21 protein-coding genes are annotated in these 23,896 nt (G+C 63.3%); 7 read left to right on the top strand and 14 right to left on the bottom strand.

Annotation, left to right across the window (positions count from 1 at the left end; genetic code table 11):
* Window positions 1–12: 12 nt before the first annotated feature.
* The 6 genes from Atep_RS03005 to Atep_RS02980 all read left to right on the top strand — a co-directional run bounded on the left by Atep_RS03005 (window position 13) and on the right by Atep_RS02980 (window position 5,720).
* The gene (locus tag Atep_RS03005; RefSeq protein WP_012971803.1) at window positions 13–450 is read left to right on the top strand and encodes an ACT domain-containing protein; all 438 of its coding nucleotides are present in this window, start codon (window positions 13–15) and stop codon (window positions 448–450) included.
* Window positions 450–1,787 (top strand): phenylacetate--CoA ligase family protein, encoded by a 1,338-nt coding sequence (locus Atep_RS03000; RefSeq protein ID WP_213381394.1) that lies wholly within the window; start codon window positions 450–452, stop codon window positions 1,785–1,787. The genes Atep_RS03005 and Atep_RS03000 overlap by 1 nt, the downstream gene beginning before the upstream one ends.
* 38 nt (window positions 1,788–1,825) lie before the next feature.
* Window positions 1,826–2,623, top strand: a complete 798-nt coding sequence (locus Atep_RS02995) for a DUF4412 domain-containing protein (protein ID WP_213380211.1) — start codon at window positions 1,826–1,828, stop codon at window positions 2,621–2,623.
* Between the two features lie 277 nt (window positions 2,624–2,900).
* Window positions 2,901–3,074 carry a hypothetical protein gene (locus Atep_RS02990; RefSeq protein ID WP_213380210.1) on the top strand — a complete coding sequence of 58 codons (174 nt, stop codon included), beginning with the start codon at window positions 2,901–2,903 and terminating at the stop codon, window positions 3,072–3,074.
* Window positions 3,074–4,795, top strand: a complete 1,722-nt coding sequence (locus Atep_RS02985) for a DUF262 domain-containing protein (protein ID WP_213380209.1) — start codon at window positions 3,074–3,076, stop codon at window positions 4,793–4,795. Before Atep_RS02990 ends, Atep_RS02985 begins: the two co-directional genes overlap by 1 nt.
* Before the next feature lie 397 nt (window positions 4,796–5,192).
* Window positions 5,193–5,720: a phosphate-starvation-inducible PsiE family protein gene (locus Atep_RS02980; protein ID WP_236786410.1), complete on the top strand. Its 528-nt coding sequence runs from the start codon at window positions 5,193–5,195 to the stop codon at window positions 5,718–5,720.
* Between the two features lie 338 nt (window positions 5,721–6,058).
* Here Atep_RS02980 and Atep_RS02975 read toward each other — a convergent pair whose 3' ends face one another.
* From Atep_RS02975 to bchF, 14 genes are all read right to left on the bottom strand, one after another.
* On the bottom strand, window positions 6,059–6,226 hold the full coding sequence (locus tag Atep_RS02975) for a TerD family protein (protein ID WP_236786408.1): 168 nt from the start codon (window positions 6,224–6,226) through the stop codon (window positions 6,059–6,061).
* 109 nt (window positions 6,227–6,335) lie between these two features.
* Window positions 6,336–7,739 carry a class I adenylate-forming enzyme family protein gene (locus tag Atep_RS02970; protein WP_236786407.1) on the bottom strand — a complete coding sequence of 468 codons (1,404 nt, stop codon included), beginning with the start codon at window positions 7,737–7,739 and terminating at the stop codon, window positions 6,336–6,338.
* Window positions 7,736–8,332 (bottom strand): bacteriochlorophyll 4-vinyl reductase, encoded by a 597-nt coding sequence (gene bchJ, locus Atep_RS02965; RefSeq protein ID WP_236786405.1) that lies wholly within the window; start codon window positions 8,330–8,332, stop codon window positions 7,736–7,738. Before bchJ ends, Atep_RS02970 begins: the two co-directional genes overlap by 4 nt.
* Window positions 8,329–9,612: an oxygen-independent coproporphyrinogen III oxidase gene (gene hemN / locus Atep_RS02960; protein ID WP_213380207.1), complete on the bottom strand. Its 1,284-nt coding sequence runs from the start codon at window positions 9,610–9,612 to the stop codon at window positions 8,329–8,331. Before hemN ends, bchJ begins: the two co-directional genes overlap by 4 nt.
* A gap of 471 nt (window positions 9,613–10,083) precedes the next feature.
* A complete protein-coding gene (puhE, locus tag Atep_RS02955; RefSeq protein WP_236786403.1) occupies window positions 10,084–10,974 on the bottom strand; it encodes a putative photosynthetic complex assembly protein PuhE in 891 nt (296 codons plus the stop codon).
* Window positions 10,975–11,111: 137 nt separating this feature from the next.
* Window positions 11,112–11,570, bottom strand: coding sequence for a photosynthetic complex assembly protein PuhC (puhC, locus tag Atep_RS02950; protein WP_213380206.1), 459 nt, complete (start codon window positions 11,568–11,570; stop codon window positions 11,112–11,114).
* Window positions 11,571–11,583: 13 nt separating this feature from the next.
* Window positions 11,584–12,243 carry a photosynthetic complex putative assembly protein PuhB gene (gene puhB / locus Atep_RS02945; RefSeq protein ID WP_213380205.1) on the bottom strand — a complete coding sequence of 220 codons (660 nt, stop codon included), beginning with the start codon at window positions 12,241–12,243 and terminating at the stop codon, window positions 11,584–11,586.
* Entirely contained in the window at window positions 12,240–13,019 is a 780-nt protein-coding gene (gene puhA / locus Atep_RS02940) for a photosynthetic reaction center subunit H (RefSeq protein WP_213380204.1), read from the bottom strand. Before puhA ends, puhB begins: the two co-directional genes overlap by 4 nt.
* Window positions 13,020–13,254: 235 nt before the next feature.
* Window positions 13,255–13,956, bottom strand: coding sequence for a magnesium protoporphyrin IX methyltransferase (gene bchM, locus Atep_RS02935; protein WP_213380203.1), 702 nt, complete (start codon window positions 13,954–13,956; stop codon window positions 13,255–13,257).
* Window positions 13,956–14,861, bottom strand: coding sequence for a ferredoxin:protochlorophyllide reductase (ATP-dependent) iron-sulfur ATP-binding protein (gene bchL, locus Atep_RS02930; RefSeq protein WP_213380202.1), 906 nt, complete (start codon window positions 14,859–14,861; stop codon window positions 13,956–13,958). The genes bchM and bchL overlap by 1 nt, the downstream gene beginning before the upstream one ends.
* Window positions 14,862–14,863: 2 nt before the next feature.
* Window positions 14,864–18,598, bottom strand: coding sequence for a magnesium chelatase subunit H (locus tag Atep_RS02925; RefSeq protein ID WP_213380201.1), 3,735 nt, complete (start codon window positions 18,596–18,598; stop codon window positions 14,864–14,866).
* Window positions 18,573–20,150 carry a ferredoxin:protochlorophyllide reductase (ATP-dependent) subunit B gene (bchB, locus tag Atep_RS02920; RefSeq protein WP_213380200.1) on the bottom strand — a complete coding sequence of 526 codons (1,578 nt, stop codon included), beginning with the start codon at window positions 20,148–20,150 and terminating at the stop codon, window positions 18,573–18,575. The genes Atep_RS02925 and bchB overlap by 26 nt, the downstream gene beginning before the upstream one ends.
* Before the next feature lie 4 nt (window positions 20,151–20,154).
* The gene (locus tag Atep_RS02915) at window positions 20,155–21,399 is read right to left on the bottom strand and encodes a ferredoxin:protochlorophyllide reductase (ATP-dependent) subunit N (RefSeq protein WP_213380199.1); all 1,245 of its coding nucleotides are present in this window, start codon (window positions 21,397–21,399) and stop codon (window positions 20,155–20,157) included.
* On the bottom strand, window positions 21,396–21,914 hold the full coding sequence (bchF, locus tag Atep_RS02910; RefSeq protein ID WP_213380198.1) for a 2-vinyl bacteriochlorophyllide hydratase: 519 nt from the start codon (window positions 21,912–21,914) through the stop codon (window positions 21,396–21,398). Before bchF ends, Atep_RS02915 begins: the two co-directional genes overlap by 4 nt.
* A 444-nt stretch (window positions 21,915–22,358) precedes the next feature.
* Between bchF and ppsR the strand changes: the two genes are divergently transcribed.
* Window positions 22,359–23,795: a transcriptional regulator PpsR gene (gene ppsR / locus Atep_RS02905; protein ID WP_213381391.1), complete on the top strand. Its 1,437-nt coding sequence runs from the start codon at window positions 22,359–22,361 to the stop codon at window positions 23,793–23,795.
* Window positions 23,796–23,896 lie beyond the last annotated feature (101 nt).

Below are 23,896 nucleotides of genomic sequence, written 5' to 3'. Positions count from 1 at the left end.
GAGCACACGCCTATGAAACTGCAACAACTCTCGCTCTTTCTGGAAAACCGCCCCGGACGGCTGGAGGCCCCGCTGTCGGCCATCGCCGCCGAGGGCATCAACATCCTCACCCTGTCGCTGGCCGATACGGCACAATTCGGCATCCTGCGTCTGATCGTGCGCGACTGGGAGAAGGCCAAGCGCGTGCTGGAACAGGCCGGCTGGGTGGTGAACCTGACCGAGGTGGTCGCCGTCGACGTGCTCGACCGTCCGGGCGGTCTGGCCGAGGCGCTGCGCATCCTGGAAGACGCCGACCTCAACATCGAATACATGTACGCCTTCTCGCTGCGTCGCGGCGACAAGGCCATTCTCATCTTCCGCTTCGAGGATCCGGATCGCGCGATCCAGGTGCTGACCGACAAGGGGCTGCACGTGGTCGACGGCGAGGAGTTGATGTCGTTCGTCCCATGATGCCAGTCAATACCAGCCCTGCCGGCCGGCCCCATCCGATGTGGGATCGGGCGGCCGAAACCCTGCCGCGCGCCGAGCGCGAGGCGCTGCAACTCGAACGGCTGCGCGCCCAGGTCGAGCGCGCGCGGCGCGTGCCCTTCTATCGCGACATCTTCAACCATCGCGACATCGGTCCGCACAGCCTCCGCTCGCTCGACGACGTGCGGCGTCTGCCCTTCACGACCAAGGACGACATGCGCCGCCAGCATCCGCTGGGACTGCTCGCCGTGCCGCGCAAGGAGCTGGCGCGCATCCACGGCTCGTCCGGCACCACGGGCCGGCCGACCTTCGTCGGCTACACCGCCGGCGATCTCCAGACCTGGTCGGATCTGTGCGCGCGCTTCCTGGTCGCCGGCGGACTCAAGCCCGAGCACACCGCTCAGGTCGCCTTCGGCTACGGGCTCTTCACCGGCGGCTTCGGTCTGCACTACGGCATCGAGAAGGTCGGCGCCGCCGTGATCCCGGTGGCCGCCGGCAACACCCGCCGTCAGCTCGAGATCATGCGCGATCTCGATCCCGAGGTGCTCATCTGCACCCCGAGCTATGCCCTGACCATCGCCGACACCGCGCGCGAGATGGGGTTGGAACCGCGCGCCCTGCCGATCCGCATCGGCCACTTCGGCGGCGAGCCCTGGACCGAGGACATGCGCCGTGAGATCGAGGAGCAGCTCGACATCCAGGCGTTCAACAACTATGGCCTGTCCGAGATCATCGGACCGGGCGTCAGCGGCGAGTGCATGGCGCGCACCGGGATGCACATCCAGGAGGATCACTTCCTGGTCGAGTGTCTCGACCCCGAGACCCTGGAGCCGGTGCCGGAGGGCGAGCCGGGCGAGCTGGTCATCACCGCGCTCACCCGCGAGGCCATGCCGATGATCCGCTATCGCACCCGCGACATCGCCCGGCTCTATCGCGATCCCTGCCCCTGCGGGCGCACCACCATGCGCATGAGCCGGGTCACGGGCCGCACCGACGACATGCTCATCATCCGCGGCGTCAACGTCTTCCCGTCGCAGATCGAGGAAGCGCTGTTGCGCGTCGAGGGCACCACGCCGCACTATCTGATCGAGGTCAGCCGTCCGGGGACGCTCGACGAGGTGCACGTCAAGGTCGAGATCCATCCCGAGATCTTCTCCGATCGCATGGACCGGATGCAGGCGTTGTGCGAGCGCATCAGCCGTGAGATCCAGACCGTCGCCGGCATCCGCGCCCATGTCGATCTGGTCGAGCCGCGCAGCATCGAGCGCTTCGTCGGCAAGGCCAAGCGGGTGCTCGACACACGCGGGCTCGCGGATTGAGCCGACTTCCCTTTTCAATCCACCATGAGAAATCACTGATGAAGCATCCTGTACGGCGTTCTGCCCGATTCGTTTCGCTCGGCCTGGCGGCGCTCTTGACGAGTGCTCTGTGTTCATCCATCGCCCTGGCCGAGGAGGAGGGTGTCTTCATCGAAACGGTCAACCGCAGCTCGGGACTGACCGGCGAGGCACCGACCGAAGAAGTCAGTCAAACCTTTGTCGCCCACGGCAAGATGAAGGTCGCGAGTATGGATCCGAATGGAACCGACATGATCATCGACCCCGCGACCGGTGACATGACCTTCATGAACAATACCGTCAAGGAGTACTACCGCATCAACGCCAAGAGCATGACGGAGGGCATGTCCAAGCCGGGTATGGACCAGATGCGCGCCATGATGGAGCAGACCAAAGTCACGGTCGAAGCGACCGATGAAACGCGCGAGATCAACGGCTGGAACTGCCGCAAGTACCGGGTGGCCAAGACCGGCATGATGGAGATCGAGCAGGAGATCTGGGCCACCGAAGACGTGGATCTGGACCTGGACCGCTACACCGATCTGATGAGTCTGTCCGGCCCCGAGGGTCTGCTGGGTGATTCCGAGGCCGGACGCGCACAACGCGCCGAGATGAAGAAGATCAAGGGCTATCCGATCCTGACCAAGTCCAAGATGCAGCTCATGGGCGCCAACATGGAGAGCGAGACCGAGGTGCGGGTCATCCGTCGCGAGCCGATGGCGGCCAGCCTGTTCGAGGTGCCGGCCGATTACAAGGAGCGTGAGATGAACATGCCGGGCGCACCGAGCGCGAATGGTGCGCCTGCAGGGCATCCCTGAGTCTGATTGAGGCTTGCTCGGGCCGCGTGCCCGATCGGGTCGTTTGAGGTTCCGATAGCGGAACGCGAGTCGGCCACGATCGCCGGCGGCCAGTCGTTGCGCGGCTTCACTCAGCCTTGGCCATGCCTTTGAAGGTCACAAAAAGTGACCTAGCCCATGCCCTGGATTGTCTGGGGCCGACCTAAAACCGAAGCGTTCCGGACTGCCGCCGCCGCGGTCCGCCCTGTACACTCAGGGCTTTGTTTACAAATAAAAAGTCTTCGTCCGGTTACGAATCTTGACCTTCAAAGCCATGCTGATCGATCCCTTTCTCGACGACACCCTGACACGCGAAGAACTCGATGCCTTCGTGATCGGCTATTTGCAACCCGACGAAGATGGGTGGCTCGGTAAATTTTGGACGACGATTCGCGATCTATCTGGCAAAGATTTGCTTGGGGTTAAAAGCTGATGGCCACGCTGAACTTTAATACCACCAACGCGACCTTTCGCCAACTCATGGGGAACGGCTTGCGCTATCGCGTGCCACCCTTTCAGCGTGATTATTCCTGGAGCGAGGACGAATGGGATGATCTCTGGCAGGATATTCTCGGCCTGTTTGAAGAAGGAGGAGAACCCTCCCACTATATGGGCTACCTGGTGCTTCAGTCATCGGACAGCAAACAGTTTGACATCATTGACGGTCAGCAACGTCTCACAACCATCAGCATCATGATCCTGGCCGCACTCGCTCACTTCAATGACTTGATAGCAGCCAAACTCGATTCCGACAACAATGCCAAGCGCAAAGAACAATTTCAGAACAGCTACATCGGCTATGTAGACCCCGTCAGTCTGGTCCCCCGATCGAAGCTCGAACTCAACCGCCACAACAACCGCTTTTACCAAACCTATCTCGTCCCTTTGGAGCGAATACCACAGCGCGGCCTGAACGCCTCAGAACATCAGCTTCGCAAATCATTCAACTGGTTCAAGGAACGGATGAAAGTGCAGGCAGGAGTCACGGCCGAAAGCGGAAAAAAACTCGCCGCCTTCATCGACACTCTTGTCGATAAACTCTTCTTCACCGTCATCACAGTCACCGATGAACTCAACGCCTTCAAGGTGTTCGAAACGCTGAATGCACGCGGAGTGAGATTATCGGCCACAGATCTGCTCAAAAACTATCTGTTCTCGGTCATCAGCACTCAGCAAACGCACGAAACGGAACTGAAGGCGCTCGAAGAGCGATGGGAGCGCATCGTCGGTTTGTTGAGCAGTGAGAGCTTCCCCGAATTCTTGCGCGTGTTCTGGAACAGCCGAAACAAACTCGTCCGTAGATCCGATCTATTCAAAACCATACGCAAGCGGATTACCGCACGCGATCAGGCATTTGAACTGTTACGGGATTTGGACCAGTCCGCCGCCGTCTACGCCGCCTTGCGAGATCCTCATGACTCCATTTGGAATCGGGAGGAAAGAGCGGCACTGGAACAACTGCTGATGTTCAACGTACGCCAGCCGCTGGCCATGCTCATGGCCTGCCACACCCATTTCTTCGAGCGGGACCGAGCTTCCTTTACCCGCATCCTCAGAGCCGTCGCCGTCGTGTCGTTTCGCTACAATGTCATTTGCAACTTACAGACACACGAACAAGAGCGCCTCTACAACGAAATTGCATGGAATGTTGCCGCCGAAAGTCTGACCAGACCCGCTGAAATATTAACCAAATTAAAAGAAGTCTATCCTGACGACTCCCAGTTCAAGGGCGCTTTCGGCGACAAGGAATTTCGAACCACCAATAGTCGCAACAAAAAGGTGGTTCGCTACATCCTGTTTGAAATCGAACGCCAGAGATCGGGCCAGGACTTTGATTTCGAGAGCGCGACCTACAATCTGGAACACATCCTTCCAGAAAGCCCATCGGACGCCTGGAATCATATCGAAGAGACAAAACAGGATCGCCTGATCTATCGAATCGGCAATATGACACTGCTTGAAACCAGCCGCAATCGCGACCTGGGCAATGGCGACTATGCAGCCAAACGCCGCGTCTATGAACAGAGCGTCTTCCAGATCACCAAGGCGATTGCCGAGCATTACGATATCTGGGACGAAGCCAAAATCGAGGCACGACAAAAGCAGTTAGCGACCATCGCATCCGGAATTTGGAAAATCGACTTCGGAGTCTGATCTTGGAAAACCGCATCGCCCAGGCCCTGACCAAACTCTTCGACCGGCACCGGATCGTCTTCTGGTACGACGCCAAGCAGGAGTTATAGCTGTTTAATAGACTTGTACCGACCGAAAAATGACCCCATATTATTGCCAAAGTCGAATGAATGGACCATCGCCTTTAGGCGATGGTCCATTCATTTCTTTTCTCTGTAATCGCTCGACTTGATGCGCTTGAAAAGCGGCTGTAAAATCCGTTACCACTTCATCGAACTTCGCCCGACTCATGCCAATTGTGGCTTTAATCATGCGATCATTATTTAGATTTTTAAATTTTTCAGAAAAATATGACCTCAAAACTAAAGTTTACTCGACTTTAGTAAAAATATGTGATCATGTTTCGGTCGGTACAAGTATGATCGGCAAACGTAAACATAAACCCCTTTCCGAAACCCAGGAGTTCTGGGGGGTGATGAACTTTTATGAACGTTTCGAGCAAGTGATCGCCATGATGCTCGGCGTGGTGATCGCCGTGATTATCACAATCGCCCTGTGGCGGCTGGTGCGCGAGGTATTTGTGATGCTGGTTATGGGATCACTGGACCCGCTGGACCATACGGTATTCCAGGGTGTATTCGGGATGATCATGACCTTGTTGATCGCCATGGAGTTCAAGTACTCCATCATTAAGGTAGTTTACCGCAAGGCGCATATCATTCAGGTCAAGACGGTAATCCTGATCGCCCAGCTCGCCCTGGCGCGCAAGTTCATCATTCTGGACCTGAAAAGCACCGAGGCGATGGAGATCTTTGCCCTGGGTTTCTCCGTGTTGGTGCTCGCCGTCGCGCATTGGCTGATGCGCGAGCGTGATCTTACCGAAGAGCTGTATGAGAAAAAATCACCGGATGCCGAAAAGACACCGAACAAAGAGGAGGTATACTGATATCGGATCAGGAATCAGAGCAGCCGCTGCCGGAACCCGCGGCGCAGAGCGGCGAAGCGGCACTGGCGGACTGTCAACAGGAATCGGCGCAGCGTCAGGAGGCCCTGCTGCGCGCACGTTACGTCTCAGCGATAAGCAAAGCAGCCGGATTTTTCCATGGATTACCATAAGACTGACCGCTCCAATTTACGCCAAAGCACAACATCTAGTGCTTTCATGCAGTCAGATGTCTGCATCTAGGGGCTGAGTAGTTACGGGACGCGATCGAGAAAGGCACGGAAACGGCGCTGGTCGTCTGGATCGCTCTCCAAAATGAGCAAGCCGCACGGTGTTTCGGCCTAGTTGTAGAAGACAAAGTCCTGATCGTGTCGGACCTGGCCTGTCGAACCGATCAGAAACGCGCAGGCGTCGATGTCCCAGGACAGCCCAGCATCCCATTCGATACCAACGAGGATACGGTTGTGAACCAGCGGCGCATTGGCCCCCTGTTGCAACTCCAGCCCCATGATCTCATCCCTCAACCTCGAACCATGACAGGATGATTGTAGCTACAAGCGTACTTGAACACACACCGATCAAATCGAGATCCGTCTGAACAAGCCCTGTCCTTCCGTCTCAACAACCAGACGACTGAACCAAGGCCGCAATTCGGGCGCGGTCGTATTTGCCCGAGTCGAGCAATGGTAGCCCTTCCAGCCTGAGAAAAGCGCGCGGACACTCGGAGCCGCTCAGATGGGTTTGGCACCAGTCGGCCAATTCGGTCTCATCACGTGTGCCGGCATAGACCGCCGTCAATCGATGCCCCCAAACGGGGTCCGGGTCGGCGACGATCTGCACCTCGCTCACGCCCGGCGCTTCCTGCACGACTTGGGCGACCTTGGTCAGTGACACATTCGTTCCGCCGATCACCCGCCTATCGTCGGCGCGTCCCAATATCCGCAACTGCCCCGTATCAGTCAGACAGCCGAGATCGGCCGGCTCGAACCAGCCCCCCTCCTCCAGTCCCTGCCCCGGCCGACGTTCAGAATTGGAATAGCCGAGCATCAGCATGGGTCCACGGATGCGCAGACGTTCGGGCAATGCGCCACACCCCGGTGCCGCGACGTCGACATCGGGCAGGAGCGTGCCGACGAGACTGGTGTCCAGCTCGCCGCCATCCTCCGCCGCGAGCGCCCCAGTGGTAGCGATCTGCGACCCGGTCTCGGTCATGCCATAGGTGATCTGGATCGGCCAGCCGGCCGCCAGCGCGCGTTCGGCCAGCGGACGGCTCAGAGCCTGTCCACCGACCTGGACCACGCGCAGACTCAGCGGCGCCCGCCCCCCCAGATCCAACAGACGTGCGAGCATGGGCGGAACGAGCGAGACATGGGTCACGCCATGCGTCTCCAGCTCGCGCCGCACGGTCGGCGCATCGAAGCCATCATGCAGCCGCAGACGCGCGCCCGCGAGCGCCGCGCGATAGAGAATGGCCGCGCCGCCGATATGACTGAGCCGGAGACAACAGAGCCAGGTCGACTCCGCCGTGACGCCGAGCCGCGCATTGACGCGACTGGCCGAGGCCCGCAGTCCGGCGTAGCCGTGCATGACGATCTGGGGATGACCGCTGCTGCCGCTGGTCTTGATCAGGAGCGCGGCGCGTGCTTCAGGTGAGACGTCCGTTGTTTGGGTCGCGTCCAAGAGCGGAACCAAGCCCGTCGAATCAGGATTCCACAGCCATTCGACCCCGGCCAGCTCCGCTAACGCCAGACGCTCAGCCGGATCGAGGCCGGAACGATAGGGAAAGACTCCAGCCCCGATGCGCCCGAGCGCCAGTATCGTCAGGGTCAGATCAAGAGCAGGCGAATCGGGCGCCATCACGACCTGTCCGGGTCTCAGGCCGCACTCCATGAACGCCGCCGCGCGCTCAGCGACCTGAGGCGCGAACGCATCCGCCCCGAGTCGGCCCCCATCGGTGATGAGAACCGGCCCCGGATCATTCAACCAGTAGGAATCGTGCGGAAGCGAGCGACGCGCTATCACCAGCGCCCCTCGAACAGGCAGCTCGGATCGCCCGTCGCCTGACAGGCCGTCTCAGTGACGACCGAATCCGGATGCACCAGCACCCGGAACAACCGCTCGAAGGTACCGGCATAGAAGTCGCACAGCGGCTCATCGGCCATGGTCCCGCGACAGAGCGGCGAATGCGTGATCTCGATCAGCGGCGGACTCTCGGACTTGACCGCGAAATGCCCGGTCCCGACGAAGGTCCAGGCATTGCCCGAGATCGCCTTGAGCAGGGTACGGGCGGCCAACTTCGCCGGCAGGATCTTGAGCAGCGCCTGCGCCGGACGCGGAATCCGCCGCGCGAGCAGATAGTCGCCGGTCCGCCGCCCGGCATCGCGCGCGATCTCACGCGCCTCCGCGATCCCGAGTTCATCGCGCAACGCCTGTTGCAGTGCGATGACCTCCGCCTCCGGCACCATGGCCTCGGGGAGCGCATCGAGATACGCTTCCAGACCGGCTCGATTGAACACGGCCTCGGCGACCGTGCGACCGCGCTGTTCGTTCAGCGCCTCGAAGACGCGGATGACGGCATTGGGGCCGATACGGCCATGATTCTCTTGTTGACTCACGAGGACATCCTGAAACGCCATTGACTACTGCTATCGATCAGATCGTCCTGCTCGGAACAGAGACCATGCAGGATATAACGCCCCTGGGGCGTGACCCGAATGCCCTCATCCGAGATCTCGACCAACCCCTGCTCGGCCTTGCGGCAGAGCTGTTCGTACTCGTGATCGAGATCGGCGGCCGAACTGGCCGGAAGCTGAAGATTGCACATGAGATGGAGCATGGCCTGACGCCGACGCCGATCGGCTTCATCGAGACGCCGCCCCCAGGCCACGGGGAACTGACCATTGTTCAGACGCATTTGCCAGACGCGCAGATCGCTTTCGTTGCGGATCAGCGCATCGGCCACCTCAGCCGTGCCGCTCGGCCCGAATGCCAGCACCTGCCGGTCCGCACTGGTGGTGTAGCCGAGCGAGTTTCGATAGAGCCGCCCAGCGGTCTGCGCCTCATAGAGTTCATCGTCCTCGAGCACGAACAGATCCAGCCCGACCCAGCGATAACCGGCCTCGGTGAAGGTGCGCACGGCACGATGGAAGAGTGCGAGTTTTTCGGCTGGAGTCGGGAGATGGGCGGTGTTGATGGCGTGCTGATGGGGGCGGCGGGCGGGATCATGGGCATAGCTGAAACAGGCGACCCGATCCGGCCCCAGATCCAGCACCTGATCCAGGGTCGCCTGGAAACCGCGAGGGGTCTGGAACGGCAACCCATAGACCAGATCCAGATTGATGCTCTCGAATCCGGTCTGGCGCGAGGTCAGGAACACATCGCGCACCATGTTGAGCGACTGCACCCGTCCGATGGCGCGCTGCACGTCGGTATTGAGATCCTGGACGCCGAAGCTGACACGCTCGAAGCCAAGTCCGTGGATGAGTTCGAGCTGACCGACCGAAGCGCGGCGCGGGTTGCACTCGATGGAGGCGCAGGACTCGGGGGTCAGGGTGAAATGGTTCTCGACGATCTCCATCAACCGCGCCAGTTGCGGCTCGTTGAGATGGTTCGGGGTGCCGCCGCCGATATGGAGCTGCTGGATCGGACGACGCCGACCGATGCGCTCCGTGACCATGTCCATCTCGCGTTCGAGCGCGTCGAGATACTGGTCGACCTTCTCCAGGCTATGCGTCACCGTGGTGTCGCAGGCGCAGTAGAGACAGCGCACATGGCAGAAGGGAACATGGATATAGACGGCGAGATTGCCGTCAGGCGCTTGGCGCAGTGTGTCCAGGACGTCCAGATATTGCATCTGGCTGAAGGGAGTGTCTCCAGGCGATCTCAGGGAAGACATCGGACAACCGGGCGCCGCGAGGTCGTGCCGTTCGAGGAATTCCAATGGGAGGCTCGTAGGGAGAGGAGGCGCCATGTCTGTCACCCACCTAGTCGGTTTGAGTCATTGTCATTGTACTTCTCACAGCGGAAGCCCGCCTGATGCTCCAACCCGACCGACGACCCCGGAGCCTCTCGATGATGATCCACGCGACGGTCTCATCGACCGTTCGAGCAATGGATGAAGACCGATACGATGCGCGCATCATCGGCCATCGATGTCCAGGATGGAAGGACTCGGGATGATCCGCAAGCGCTGGAGTGCGGCGGTTCCCAATAGGTCGAGCGCGAAGTATATCGGGACTCGTCTCCAAGCTCCAGCGCGTATAGACGTGTACGCTGAAAGTTCCCGGTTTCCGACCCGTCAAACAACGTCAAGGATGAAAGGCGTCATTTGGCTGTTGCAAAAGTCGTTTCTCGAATTGGACGCGGTTCAGAGACGACCCGTCTTGGCCAGGAGCGGCATGGAGGTGTCGGGTTGCGGCGGCGTCCTGGGCTGGAAGACGCACAGGTTGGCCATCGCGTCGTCCGGCGCGCGTCCCTCTCCATCCTGGTCGTCGTGCGGCTCGTGCGCCGGCAACGCCCAGGCCCAGAGCGCCTCGTCGGGCAATGGCAACACCAGCAACCAGTGCTCCAGGATCGCCAGTCCCAGCAGACTGGCCACCAGGATCAGCCCCACGGCCGCAGCGCCCGTGACCTCGGGCGAGAGCGCCTCCAGCACGATGAGCACATCGACGATGGTGGCCAGGGTGACGGAGACCGGAAACAGCAGATTCATCGCGCGCTTCACCATGTAGGTCTTGAGATAGCGCAGCGGCTCGGGCAGCCAGTCCTCGTTCAGATTCGGCACGCCGAGGAAGAGGTTCAGCTTGGCGCTCCAGCGCATGATCCAGAGCACGATGAAGGTCCAAGCGCCGACCTTGTTCGGTTCGCTCCAAGTGGCCAGCACCATGAACAGCACGGCGCCGAGGATCAGGAGTTCGTGATAGAGACTGGTGAGGATCGCCAGTCCGAAGCGCTTCCACTTCGAGCAGCCCGGCGGGCAGGCCGTCTTGCGCGGCCCCGTGATCAGGCCGGTGAAGTAGCTCATCTCGATCACGCCCCAGATCACCACGCCGGCCGTGAAGGCGACATAGGCGCCGGCCACGCTGGTCGAGGCGCTGCTGACGATCAGGACGAAGATGGCGATGGCCAGAACGACCGAACCGCCCATCAGCGTCCAGCGGAAGGTGCGTCCGGGCAGATTGTCGAGATAGAGCACGACCCCCGTACTGAACCACCAGAGTCCGAGCGCGAACAGGAGTGGGAAACCGTAATCAGCCATGCGTTGAACTGCGTCTCGGAGGTAGTCGGCGTGGAGGCGTTTAGGATAGCGGAAAACGGCCCGATGACGGGCCGTTTGTGATCAGCGCCGACGCGCGCACGCCCGCTCTCGGACGCGCCCGTGTCCGGCGATCCGCCTCAGCGCTGCACGGGCGTCGAGGGCAGGAACACCGCAAACGACCCCTCGTTGTCGACGCCATAGGCACGCAGATCGAGCCGAATCCCCGTGATCGGGTCTTCGAGCGTCAACATGCCATCCTCGCGCCGTGCCAGATGGAAGGGTTCGCTGATGTCGGCCTCATAGCCCTTGCGCTGGCGTTCCAGGCTGCGCAACATGCCGCGCACGAAGCCTTCCCCGCCGGGCGGCAGGGTCTGGATGAGCTCGTCCGTGGCCGCATCACGCACGGCCATGGAGCCGTCGGTCTGCTCGACGAAGCGGATGTCGCGCGATTCGACCTCGGCCAGGAACGGCGCCTGCGGCATCATGAAGCCGGTCAGACGCGCCACGGCGATCATGACGATGGTGAAGCCCAACAGGGCGCCGACAGCGATCAGGACGCCCTTGGGAAAGGTGCGCCCCTCGAATGCATCACTCAACTCACTGACCTCATCAGGATAGGGTTTCGGTCGCGGATGCCGGGACCGCGTCGTCCATCGCCTCGTTGCCGGACGCCCGCGCCGTCGCTTCCGACTCCAGATAGCCCTGGAGCGCCTCGGCCAGGATTCCCGCGACCTTGGCGGCATCCGGAATGGTACGCAGCATCGGCTGCACCGGGGCGAAGTGCCAGGGCCGGACATGCGGCCAGAAGATCATGTAGGACGGCTTGGCGGACTGATCCAGGAGCAGCGGGATGTCCCCGGTGCCGTCTTCATAGACACGCAGATCCGCCGAGCGCACCTGCTTGAACGGCAGGTTCATCATCATCGGCAGGGCCGCGCCGATGCGCATGACCAGGCGCCTGTTGGTGATGGTGTAAATACTGGAGCGCGCCATCGACCACCCCAACCAGGTCAGGGCGCCGACGGACACGGCCGCCAGCAGCAGGATCCAGGTCAGTCCCTGGATCAGGCTGGCCAGGGTCAGACCGTCCGAGGCATCCACCAGCACGGCCAGGACCGCCAGCACGCCGAAATAGATCGCCACCTTACGGACATGAAAGGCTCGCCGAGCCAGGGATTTCCAGCTCGGCGAACCCTGCCAGAGCACCTCCTCCCCAGGAGGCAGGCGCTCGGGCAAGCCCGGAATGGGCTCGAAGTCGTACTCCCTCACAACAGAGGACCGGCACGCTCAGCGGTGGCGTAGAGCTTGCCGCCCGCGTAGTAGGCGCAGACCTTGTCTTCCTCGTAGAGGGTGATCTGGTCCGGCTTGGACAGCGCCGGGACGTTGGCGAAGTGCGCGGCCTTGATCGCGGCGACCTTGACCTTACCTGCCTTCTTGTCGAAGCGGCTGAAGCCGATCGGCAGCAGCACCTTCTTCTTGGTGGCGGAGACATCGACTTCCAGATAACGGATCTGCGGCTCGGAACGGTCGACCCAGATGTCGGAGATGGTGCCGGCGACTTCGCCGTCGAGACCGACGACGGTCATACCGCGCGGATCCGGATCCTTGTCGGCGATGGAGAAGTCAGTGGCGACGCGCATCGGCACGATCTTCGGCAGACCCTCGAAGGTCAGATCGCAGTGCTTGGCGCGATCGGGCGAAGCGGCCGGACCGAAGCCGGAGAGCATGGGATCGCCGTTCGGCTCGAAGGGCGCGCCCGGGAAGGGAGCGACCGGCGTGGCGTTGATCGAGGTCGGAGCCTCGACGCGCGGTGCCATGACGGTACCGGCATTGTGCGGCAGGACGAAGGTCTTGGGATCGGCCAGATCGGGGAAGCCGACGACCTTGACGCGACCGCCGGAGCGCTCGGTACGGTCGGAGTCGAGCGGATAGCCTTCGCGCTTGTCTTCGCGACGCAGATAGATGATGAGACCGGCGAAGAAGAACCAGAAAGCCCAGATGGTGAGCTGGGCGACGTCCATATATTCAGTGATGGCAGCAGACATGAGTTAACCTCCGTAGGAGTAAATAGCTAGCCGGGACAACAGCTAGACCGATGCGTGGCGACCGCCGTGGACCGAATCCATTCGCCGGGCGCACGGACGGACCCAGGACGACCAGCGTAGCGAAACACAGATCTCGATTCCAACCGCCTTGGGTCTGCCGAAGCAGCACTCCAAGGCCCCCACACCCAACCGCTGCGATGGACAGCCGTCATCGCGAGCGTCGTACTTCAGCATCTCAGGACGGGAGCAGCTCCAGCCCCTGAGACATATAGAACCCGACGGCGATGCGCCGTGTCCTCTCGGGCCGCCAACCGCTCAGCCCGGATTCCGCGCCGATCAACCCGCGCAGTTTCGCCTCGCTCACCGGCTCGATGGCCGGCGAGCGATCACTGCGCGGGAAGAGCTGACCGACCGCGTGCATGATGGTCAGCGGAATCGTCCTCGGCGCGAAGGTGAAGACGATCGAACCGCTGGTGCGCGCGGCCAGCCCCGCCAGGACTTTCACCACGTCCTCGGGACGATAGTGGATGAGCGAGTCCATGGCGACCACATGATCGAACCGACCATGGGCCGGGTCGAGCATGTCGCCGGCCTGAAAATCGACCGAACCCGGCCCCAGATCGGACGGCAACCGCTCGCGGGCGATCTCGATCAGGGTCGGGGCGACGTCGATGGCAACTACCTCGGCCCCGCGCCGCGCCGCCTCGACCGCCAGCATCCCGGTGCCGCAACCGGCGTCGAGCAGCCGCTTGCCGGTCAGGTCTTCAGGCAGCCAGCTCAGGAGCGTCTGCCGCATGTCGTCGCGCCCGGCGCGCACCGTCTCGCGGATGCGGCTGACCTTGGCGTCCGAGGTCAGCTTGGACCAGGCGTCGGCGGCGGTGCGATCGAAATAGGTTTCGATCTTGCCGCGTCGTTCTTGATAGGAGGCATCCGACATCAATTGAACCCCAGAAAATCGAAGATGTCGCGGTCGGCCATCGGACGGGCCTCCAGCGGCTCGACGCCATCCAACAACTGTTGCGCCAGTTGCAGATATTGCTGCTGCGCCTCCTCCAGACCCGAATCCGGCTCCGGTTCCATCTCGAACACCGTCGACTTCTTCAGACGACTGCGGCGGATGATGTCCAGATCCGGCAGATGGGCCAGACGCTTGAGTCCGACCGCCTCGGCGAAGCGGTCGATCTCATCGGTGTTGCGACTGCGGTTGGCGATCACGCCGCCGAGCCGGACTTTATAGTGCTTGGATTTGGCCTTGATCGCCGCCGCGATGCGGTTCATGGCGAAGATCGAGTCGAAATCGTTGGCGGTGACGATGAGCGCGCGCTCGGCATGTTGCAGGGGCGCGGCGAACCCGCCGCAGACCACGTCGCCGAGCACGTCGAACACCACGACATCAGTGTCTTCGAGCAGATGGTGCTGCTTCAGGAGCTTGACCGTCTGACCGACCACATAGCCGCCGCAGCCGGTGCCGGCGGGCGGACCGCCGGCCTCGACGCACATCACGCCGTTGTAGCCTTCGTAGACATAGTCGCTCGGACGCAGCTCTTCGGCGTGGAAGTTCACCGACTCCAGGATATCGATGACCGTCGGCACCAGACACTTGGTCAGGGTGAAGGTCGAGTCGTGCTTGGGATCACAGCCGATCTGGAGCACGCGCTTGCCGAGCTTGGAGAACGCGACCGACAGGTTCGATGAGGTCGTGCTCTTGCCGATGCCGCCCTTGCCGTAGACGGCGAAGACCTTGGCCCCCTCGATCTGCATGTCGGGGTCGAGCCGGACCTGGACGCTGCCCTCCCCGTCCGGGTGACTGGGCAGATGGAAGCCGCCGGATGATGCCTGCATCGTCACGCCGCCGCCTCCTGGAACACACCTTCGAGCCGATCTTCCAATTCTTCTCCCGCGCGTCGCAGCGCTTCGAGCGTCGCCTCGTCGGGCGACCAGTAATTACGTTCATGGGCCTCGATCAGACGATTGGCGACCTTGGCCGAAGCGGTCGGGTTGAGCGCCGCGAGCCGGTTGCGCATCTCCTCGTCGAGGACGAAGGTCTCGGTCAACTGCTGATAGACCCAGGGTGCGACCTGTCCGGTGGTGGCCGACCAGCCCATGGTGTTGGTGACATGGACCTCGATCTGGCGCACACCCTCGTAGCCGTGCTTGAGCATGCCTTCGTACCACTTGGGATTGAGCATACGGGTGCGGGTTTCGAGCGCCACCTGTTCGGCCAGGGTGCGGACCACGCCGTCGCCGCGCGTTTGGTCGCCGATGTAGACCGGCACCTCGTCACCCTTGTACTGACCGACCGCCTTGGCGATGCCGCCGAGGGTATCGAAGTAGTGGTCGACGGTGGTGATGCCCAGCTCGACCGAGTCGAGGTTCTGGTAGGCCAGTTGCACATGACCGAGACAGCTCTTGAGTAGCTCAGCCTGCTGCACCGGCTTGCCCGAGCGGCCATAGGCGAAGCTCTTGCGGCGGGTGTAGGTCTCGGCCAGCTCACCCTCGTCGTCCCAGGTGCTGCTGTCGATCAGGTGGTTGACGTTGGCGCCATAAGCCCCGTCGGCGTTGCTGAAGACGCGCAGTGCGGCGGTCTCCAGGTCGCAGCCGTGCGCGGCCTGATACTCCAGCGCATGCTTGCGGATGAAGTTCTGCTCCAGCGGCTCGTCGGCACAGGCGGCCTGATAGGCGGCATCGGCCAGCAGCTTGGTCTGCAAGGGCAGCAGGTCGCGGAAGATGCCCGACAGGGTCATGACCACGTCGACGCGCGGACGGCCCAGTTCCTCCAGCGGGATCAGGGTCGCGCCGGCCAGACGGCCATAGTTGTCGAAGCGCGGACGCGCGCCGATCAGGGCCAGGGCCTGACCGATCGGACCGCCTTCGGTCTTGAGGTTGTCGGTGCCCCAGAGCACGAGTGCGATGGTCTCGGGGAAGCCGTTGCCCTCGGCCAGATGACGTTCGATCAGGAGTGCCGCGTGCTTGAAGCCGTCCTTGACCGCGAACAGGCTCGGCAGCCGGAAGGGATCGAAGCCATGCAAATTGCGTCCGGTCGGCAGGATGGCCGGGGTGCGCAGCAGGTCGCCGCCGGGCGCGGGCGGGATGAAACGCCCATCGAGCGCGCGCAGGATCGCCGGGATCTCGGTGTCCTGGACCAGCAGGCGGTCGATCTCGGCCAGATCGCGGAAGAGCGTGACGTTCTCTTCGGAAGTCGCCATCTTGGCCGCCTTGAGCGCCTTCTCGGGCGACTTGCCGGCGATCAGGGCCTCCAGCGCGGTGCGCTCGGGACGGATGTCCTTGGTGGACTCGGCGATCGCCATCAGCAGATCGACGCGCTCCTCTTCGGTCGGACCCTCGCCGACGACGTGCAGACCGTGCGGGATCAGGGTGTATTCCAGCTCCAGCACGTCTTCGTTGAGCTTGGCGATGCGCGACCCGATCTCGTCCTCGCTCCAGGCCGGCTCCAACTGCGCCAGTTCCAGCTCGGCGGCCTGGGCCTGGATGATCTCAGCCAGTGAGGCGCGCTCATCGACCTCGGACGGCGGCAGCGAACGCCAGCGTTCCATCGAACCCTTGAGATCGATCAGACCCTTGTAGAGTCCGGCATGGGCGATCGGCGGGGTCATGTAGCTGATCAGGGTCGCGGCCGAGCGACGCTTGGCGATGGTGCCCTCGGACGGGTTGTTTGAGGCATAGAGATAAATGTTGGGCAGATCCGAGATCAGGCGATCCGGCCAGCACTCAGCCGACATACCGGCCTGCTTGCCCGGCATGAATTCGAGCGCGCCGTGGGTGCCGAAGTGCAGCACGGCGTGCGCCCCGAAATCGTCGCGGATGTAGCGATAGAAGGCGGTGAAGGCGTGGGTCGGCGCAAAGCCCTTCTCGAACAGCAGACGCATCGGGTCGCCTTCGTAGCCGAACGAGGGCTGGATGCCGACGAAGACGTTGCCGAACTGCGCGCCGAGCACGAAGATCGAGGCCCCGTCGCTCTGCTGCTTGCCGGGGGCCGAACCCCACTGCTTTTCGATCTCGGCCAGATAGGGTTCACGCTGGACGTGGTCGTCGACCGGGATGCGCGTATGCACATTGGCATGGGCGCCATAGCGCGCGGCATTGCCGTTGACGATCCGTTCGCGCAGGTCGTCGACGCTCTCGGGCAGATCGACGCTGTAGCCGGCGGCATCCATCGCTACCAGTGTGTTGTAGAGCGAGGCGAAGACCGACAGATACGCCGCCGTCCCCGTGTTGCCGGCGTTCGGCGGGAAGTTGAACAGCACCGCCGCCACCTTGCGCTGGGCGCGTTCGGTACGACGCAGACGCACCAGCTTTTCGACACGCGCGGCCAGCATCTCGGTGCGTTCTTTATGCGCCTGCATGTCGCGCGCGCCGTCTTCCGCACCGCCGCCGCTGCGTCCGCCATAGACCAGCGAACCGGCGGCGCCGTCGAGTTCGGGGATGGCGACCATCATGGTCGCCTCGACCGGCAGCAGACCCTGAGCCGATTCCTGCCACTGATCGAGCGTCTGGAACTCGACCGCGAGCGTGGCCAGATAGGGCACGTCGAGCCGCTTGAGGATCTCCTCGGCGGCATGCGAGTCGTTGTAGGCCGGACCGCCCACCAGTGAGAAGCCGGTCAGCGAGACCAAAGTATCGACAGTCGCGATGCCGTCCTGCATGAAGAATTTCTCGATCGCCGGACGTGCGTCCAGACCGCTGGCGAAGGCCGGAACCACATGCAGACCGCGCGCTTCGAGCGCCTGGATCACGCCGTCGTAATGGCCGGTGTTGCTGGCGAGCACATAGGAACGCATCAGGAGCAGACCGACGCGGCCTTTCTTGGCGTCCTGGATGCCGGGCAACTGCGCGAGCTTGTCGGAGATGCGGCCCTTCATGCGCGGATGATAGAGACCGACCTCGGGATACTCGACCGGAGAGGCGACCTTGAGCGAACCGCGCAGATGGGCGCGCTCGCCGCCGGCGTAGCGGTCGACCAGGAAGCGGATCATGTTGCCCAGGTTCTCGTCGGAACCGGCCAACCAGTACTGGAGGGTCAGGAAGTAGGCGCGCATGTCCTGCGCGGTGCCGGGGATGAAGCGCAACAGCTTGGGGATGCGACGCAGCATCGACATCTGCTGGGCGCCGGCGCTCTGCCGGCGCTCCTTGTTGCCGCGCAGCTTCTTGAGCAGGGCCATGGGACCGCCGCTGGAGGAGCCGTCCATGCTGAAGCCGCCCATGCGGGTCAGCTTCATCAGTTCCGAGGCCGACATGCAGACGATCATGGCGTCGCACGCCTCGCGCCGGGCGGCGAGCGCCGGCAGGATCGGCTTGAAGTGCTCTTCCATGACCAGCATGGTGACCATGATGATGTCACCCTCGGCGATGTCCTGCTTGCAGCGTTCGAGTGCGGCCGGATCGTCCGCCCACTCGGTGGCCGCGTGCAGCCTGAGCTGCAAACCCGGCAGATCGCGCTGAACCTGGGGGAGCGCGCGCTGCGTCGTTCCCGCCAGATGGCCATCGAGATTGATGATGACGACGCGAACCGGTGTCGCGTTGGAGCGGGTCTGATCAGCGGCCGAAGTGCGCTTTGGCATCGTAGAGCGTCTCCACAGTGATGGTCCGGATCCCACATTCTTCGGCGAAACGCTCGGTGTTGCGCTTGGCTTTGCCGCGCACGAAGAACGGGATCTTTTTCAGTTCCTGCTCGGCTTCCGGTGCCCACACCATGGCTCCGGCGGCGACGACGGTCGTTTCCGTCGACTCCGGCGGACTGTCCGGCGTCTGGCTCATGCGCGCGGTCGTCGGCCCCAGGTGCGAGGGTGTCGCGCCATCGTGAAACTCGAAATCCTCCCGGAACATGGTTACGAGGTGTTCCTCGAGTCCCATCATCAGCGGGTGGACCCAGGTGTCGAAGATGACGTTGGCGCCCTCGAAGCCCATCTGCGGCGCATATCGGGACGGGAAGTCCTGGATGTGCACCGGCGCCGAGATCACCGCGCAGGGAACCCCCAAACGCTTGGCGATGTGACGCTCCATCTGCGTGCCGAGCACCAGCTCCGGGTGCAGTTCGGCGACCTTGGCCTCCACCTCGAGGTAGTCGTCCGTGATCAGCGGCTCGACGCCGTAGCGCTTGGCCGCCTCGCGGACCTCGCGAGCGAACTCGCGGGCATAGGTGCCCAGGCCCACGACCGTGAAACCGAGCTCTTCGGTCGCAATCCGCGCCGCCGCAACCGCGTGCGTCGCATCGCCGAAGATGAAGACCCGCTTGCCCGTCAGATAGGTCGAGTCGACGGACCGCGAGTACCAGGGCATTCTAGACGAGATTGGCTCGCGCGTCGTGTCGACTTCGATGCCGGCGGTGCGCGCGGCTTCCTGAAGGAACTCGCGGGTGGCGCCGATGCCGATCGGGACGGTCCTGACCACCGGCTGACCGAAGCTGCGACGCAGCCAGTCGCAGGCCTGATCCGCGACCTCGGGATAGAGACAGACGTTGAAGTCGGCCTCGGGGATGCGCAGCAAATCGGCGGGCGAGGCGCCGAGCGGGGCGACCAGATTGACGTCGATGCCGATCGAGTCGAGCAGGCGCGTCACTTCCAGAATATCGTCACGGCAGCGATAGCCGAGCGCGGTCGGACCGAGCAGATTGGCCTTGGGCCGCGCGCCCTGAGCACGTAGCTCACGCTCGGCGCCGGGCGCCGGAACGCGGCTCTTGAGCAGGCCACGGACCATCTGATAGAAGGTCTCGTTCGCGCCCCAGTTCTCTTTGCGCGTATAGGCCGGCAGCTCCAGCGGCAGCACGGGCACCGGCAGCCCCATGCCCTGGGCCAGCGCACCCGGCTGATCCTGGATCAGCTCGGCGGTGCAGGACTCGCCGATCAGGATCAGCTCCGGCTTGAAGCGCTCATAGGCGGCCTCGACCGTGGTCTTGAACAGCTCGGCGGTGTCGCGTCCCAGATCGCGCGCCTGGAAGCTGGTATAGCTCACGGGCGGACGCGAGGCACGGCGCTCGATCATGGTGAACAGCAGATCGGCATAGGTGTCGCCCTGCGGGGCATGCAGGATCAGGTGCACACCCTTCATCGAGGCGGCGATGCGCATGGCGCCCACATGAGGAGGCCCTTCATAGGACCAGAGTGTCAACTGCATGTCGTCAAACCTTCAGCAAGGCGCCGCGCACCAGGGGGCGCGCGAACAGCTCGGCCAGATCGGCCGCTTGATCGAAGCCATGGACCGGCGTGAACACCAGCTCGATCGACCACTTGGTGCGCAGGCCCTCGGCCTCCAGCGGATTGGCCAGACCCAGACCGCAGACGGTGAGATCCGGCCGTGCCGCGCGCACGCGGTCGAGCTGCCGGTCCACGTCCTGCCCCTCGGTCAGATGCAGATCCGACGGCAGCAGCGGCAGCTCGGCCTCCATGAGCTGACGATCCAGGAAGGGCGTGTCCACCTCGACCAGCTCCATGCCGCATTCGCGCTGGAGGAAGCGCGCCATCGGGATCTCCAACTGCGAGTCGGGCAGGAAGCTGATGCGCTTGCCGGCCAGCAGTTCGCGCTGACGGGCCAGACCCTTCTCGGCGCGGGCGATGGCGGGAGCCGTGACCGCGTCCAGCCGCTCGGCGGGGATACCCCAAGCGTCGGTCGCGGCCTTGAGCCAGGCGCGCGTGCCCTCGATGCCGAACGGATAGGGCGCGGTGATCAGAGTCGCGCCGCGCTTCTGGAGCGCGCGCGCCGTCTCACCGACGAAGGGCTGAGCCGGCAGCATCAGGGTGCCGTTGCCGACCGACGGATACTCGGTTGCATGACGCGGCGGCAGGAATTCGACCGGGCCGATGCCCAGCTCGTCGAACAGCCGCTTGAACTGATCCTCGACCACATCGGGCAGGGTGCCGACGATCAGCAGCGAACGCTCACCCGCCGGACGGGTCGGCAGCTCGGGCAGCAGCGCCTGCAAGCACGCATCTTCGCCCTGAGTGAAGGCCGTTTCCAAACCGCTGGCCGAATAGTCGAGCACCCGCACCCGGCCGCGATAGACCTCGGACAGCCGCTCGGCGGCCTTGCCCAGATCGAGCTTGATGACCTCGGACGGACAGGAGCCGACCAGGAACAGGGTCTTGATGTCGGGACGACGCTCCAGCACCTCGGCGGCCACGCGGTCGAGTTCCCGATTGCAGTCGGCCAGACCGGCCAGATCGCGTTCCTGGAGGATCGCGGTCGCGAAACGCGGCTCGGCGAAGATCATCACACCCGCCGCCGATTGCAGCAGATGGGCGCAGGTGCGCGAACCGACGACCAGGAAGAAGGCATCCTGGATCTTGCGATGCAGCCAGACGATACCGGACAGACCGCAGAAGACCTGACGCTGTCCCTGCTCGCAGCGAATCTCGGGCGCGCTCATTCGGCGGCTCCGGCGAGTGCGCCGTCCCGGGCGCTATCCTTGCGCTGACCTTCGAGCCGGGCCATGCGCAGCTTGATCAGGAACTGACCGGCGTTGATGATGTAGGTCGCATAGGCCGCCAGGGCGATGAACATCTGGGTCTGACTGTCGAGCGTGAAGATCGCGATCAGATAGGCCGTATGCAGTGCCAGCACCAGCATGCTGAACACGTCTTCCCAAAAGAAGGACTCGGCGAACAGATATTTGCCGAACACCACCTTCTCCCAGATCGCACCTGTGATCATGATGGTGTAGAGCACCAGCGTCTTGACGACGACCGAAATGGTCGCGGCCAGATAGCCCTCGCCGGTCGCCAGATAGCGCAACACGAGATAGAGACTGATCAGGAACACCACGAACTGCACGGGCGCAAGGATGCCCTGGACCAGGGTCCATGGAGATTCGTCCCGCCGCCGACGCTCTTCCGGGGTATAGAGTGGCCGACGCGGGGGCTGTGAGGCTGAATGCTGGGTCATCTGCTGTGCTTGAGGCCGAAATGCGATTGAAAGATCCCCTAGATCTTTACCGAATCGTCAGTGGAAATCTAGTCCGCTTTCCTTGATGCGTCAACCAAACTTTACGTAAACCTGACTTGACAACCCGAAACAAGCCACCACAATAGGGGTCAAGCCCCGGATTGGGAGCCGCTCCATTCTGGCGTTTGCCCGATCCCTCACTTCTCATAGGGAATAACGATCTGCTCCAGTGAGTCGGCCCGAACCGCGGATGAGTGCCTTAGACGCGCCTGGGTATCGAGCCGAGCCAAGCTGAATGAAGACCAAAACCGGAGGTGAATGTCCATCGCGGCCGGTGCTGCGTCCGATGGTCGCCGTGGAATCCACCGAGTCCCTGGCCGTGGAGACTCCGCGTGCCTGGAGCGTCGAGGATGTGCCCATGTGGCCGTGGAGGGTCCGGTGGCCGTGACTGCGTTCAGCGCCCCGAATGAGCATCTCGGCACCCTCGATGCCGCGACGGCGGCCGCCCTGATCGAGGGGCTGGCCGATGTCGCCGTCGTGCTCGACGCGGCGGGGACGGTCCGGGACGTCTCCTTCGGCAACGCCGATCTGCGCTCCGATGTCGATGCCGACTGGGTCGGCGAGCCCTGGCTGACGAGCGTCTCGCTCGACACCCGCCCCAATCTCGAAGCCCTGCTCGACGAGGTCCGGCAGGTTCCGGTCACGCGCTGGCGTCAGGTCACGCATCGCGGCGCGCGCGGCAACGAGATCCCGATCCAGTATCGCGCCCTGCGTCTCAAGGGCGACGACGGCCCCATCGTCGCGGTCGGGCGCAGTCTCCAGGGCATGGCGGCGCTCCAGCAGCAGCTCATCGACGCCCAGCAGGCCCTGGAGCGTGACTACTGGCGTTTCCGTCAGGTCGAGACCCGCTACCGGCTGCTGTTCCGCATGGTCTCGGAGGCCATCCTCATCATCGACGCGCCGACTCAGCGCGTGGTCGAGGCCAATCCGGCCGCCGGCCAGCTCCTGGGCGAGGCGCCGGCGCGTATCATCGGTCGCCCCTTCCCCGAGGGCTTCGACACCGAGGGTACGCAGGCCATCAATGGTCTGCTGGCGGGCGTGCGCGCGGCGGGCCGGGCCGACGACGTGCGGGCGCGTCTGATCGACGGCGCCGAAGAGTTCCTGGTCGCGGCCTCGCTGCTGCGTCAGGAGAACGCCTCCTTCCTGCTGGTGCGGCTGTCGCCGATCCTGGCCGAGTCGGCCTCCAACGCGCCGCCGGACGCCAAGGCGCGCTATCTGCGCGTGCTCGAAGAGGCGCCGGACGGCGTGGTCATCACCGACGCCGACGGACGCATCCTGAGCGCCAACGCCACCTTCCTGAGCCTGGCCGAGATCCCTACCGAGCAGCAGGCGCGCGGCGAGTCGCTCGACCGCTGGCTCGGACGTCCGGGGGTCGATCTCAATGTGCTCATGGCCAATCTGCGTCAGTACACCACGGTGCGGCTGTTCGCGACCCTGCTGCGCGGCGAGTACGGCACCACCACGGACGTCGAGATCTCGGCGGCGGCGGTGCGCAACAGCGAACGGCCCTATTTCGGCTTCTTCATCCGCGACGTCGGGCGGCGGCTGCACAGCGAGCCGCAGGTCAACCCCGAGCAGACACGCTGGCTGGATCAGCTCACCGAGCGCGTCGGGCGCGTGCCGCTCAAGGAACTGGTGCGCGAGTCGACCGACACGATCGAGCGGCTGTGCATCGAGGCCGCACTCAAGCTCACCGGCGACAACCGCGCCTCGGCCGCCGAACTGCTGGGCTTGAGTCGGCAAAGTCTGTACGTCAAAATCGACCGCTACGGCATCGTCGCGGATCATCATGCCGCGCCGGCGTCCGCCGAAGAACCCTAAACAACCGTTTTGCCGCGCCCGATACGACCTTCCATCGCTTCCGAACTCGACGGCCTGCACTCCGGCTCGGGAGTTCATGTCTCGCGATGTCCGGGGGTCTC

It is taken from the genome of Allochromatium tepidum (assembly GCF_018409545.1).
In the GTDB taxonomy this organism is placed as follows: domain Bacteria; phylum Pseudomonadota; class Gammaproteobacteria; order Chromatiales; family Chromatiaceae; genus Thermochromatium; species Thermochromatium tepidum_A.
Note: the sequence above shows the minus strand (reverse complement) of the source record. Positions and strands in the feature narration are given on the sequence as shown.

What these genes read in the sequence shown, in the direction of transcription:
- Atep_RS03005 (WP_012971803.1), top strand. Translation starts at nt 13, where the DNA reads ATGAAACTGCAACAACTCTCGCTCTTTCTGGAAAACCGCCCCGGACGG.
- Atep_RS03000 (WP_213381394.1), top strand. Translation starts at nt 450, where the DNA reads ATGCCAGTCAATACCAGCCCTGCCGGCCGGCCCCATCCGATGTGGGAT.
- Atep_RS02995 (WP_213380211.1), top strand. Translation starts at nt 1,826, where the DNA reads ATGAAGCATCCTGTACGGCGTTCTGCCCGATTCGTTTCGCTCGGCCTG.
- Atep_RS02985 (WP_213380209.1), top strand. Translation starts at nt 3,074, where the DNA reads ATGGCCACGCTGAACTTTAATACCACCAACGCGACCTTTCGCCAACTC.
- Atep_RS02980 (WP_236786410.1), top strand. Translation starts at nt 5,193, where the DNA reads ATGATCGGCAAACGTAAACATAAACCCCTTTCCGAAACCCAGGAGTTC.
- Atep_RS02975 (WP_236786408.1), bottom strand. Translation starts at nt 6,226, where the DNA reads ATGGGGCTGGAGTTGCAACAGGGGGCCAATGCGCCGCTGGTTCACAAC.
- hemN (WP_213380207.1), bottom strand. Translation starts at nt 9,612, where the DNA reads ATGTCTTCCCTGAGATCGCCTGGAGACACTCCCTTCAGCCAGATGCAA.
- puhE (WP_236786403.1), bottom strand. Translation starts at nt 10,974, where the DNA reads ATGGCTGATTACGGTTTCCCACTCCTGTTCGCGCTCGGACTCTGGTGG.
- puhA (WP_213380204.1), bottom strand. Translation starts at nt 13,019, where the DNA reads ATGTCTGCTGCCATCACTGAATATATGGACGTCGCCCAGCTCACCATC.
- bchM (WP_213380203.1), bottom strand. Translation starts at nt 13,956, where the DNA reads ATGTCGGATGCCTCCTATCAAGAACGACGCGGCAAGATCGAAACCTAT.
- bchL (WP_213380202.1), bottom strand. Translation starts at nt 14,861, where the DNA reads ATGCAGGCATCATCCGGCGGCTTCCATCTGCCCAGTCACCCGGACGGG.
- Atep_RS02925 (WP_213380201.1), bottom strand. Translation starts at nt 18,598, where the DNA reads ATGCCAAAGCGCACTTCGGCCGCTGATCAGACCCGCTCCAACGCGACA.
- bchB (WP_213380200.1), bottom strand. Translation starts at nt 20,150, where the DNA reads ATGCAGTTGACACTCTGGTCCTATGAAGGGCCTCCTCATGTGGGCGCC.
- Atep_RS02915 (WP_213380199.1), bottom strand. Translation starts at nt 21,399, where the DNA reads ATGAGCGCGCCCGAGATTCGCTGCGAGCAGGGACAGCGTCAGGTCTTC.
- bchF (WP_213380198.1), bottom strand. Translation starts at nt 21,914, where the DNA reads ATGACCCAGCATTCAGCCTCACAGCCCCCGCGTCGGCCACTCTATACC.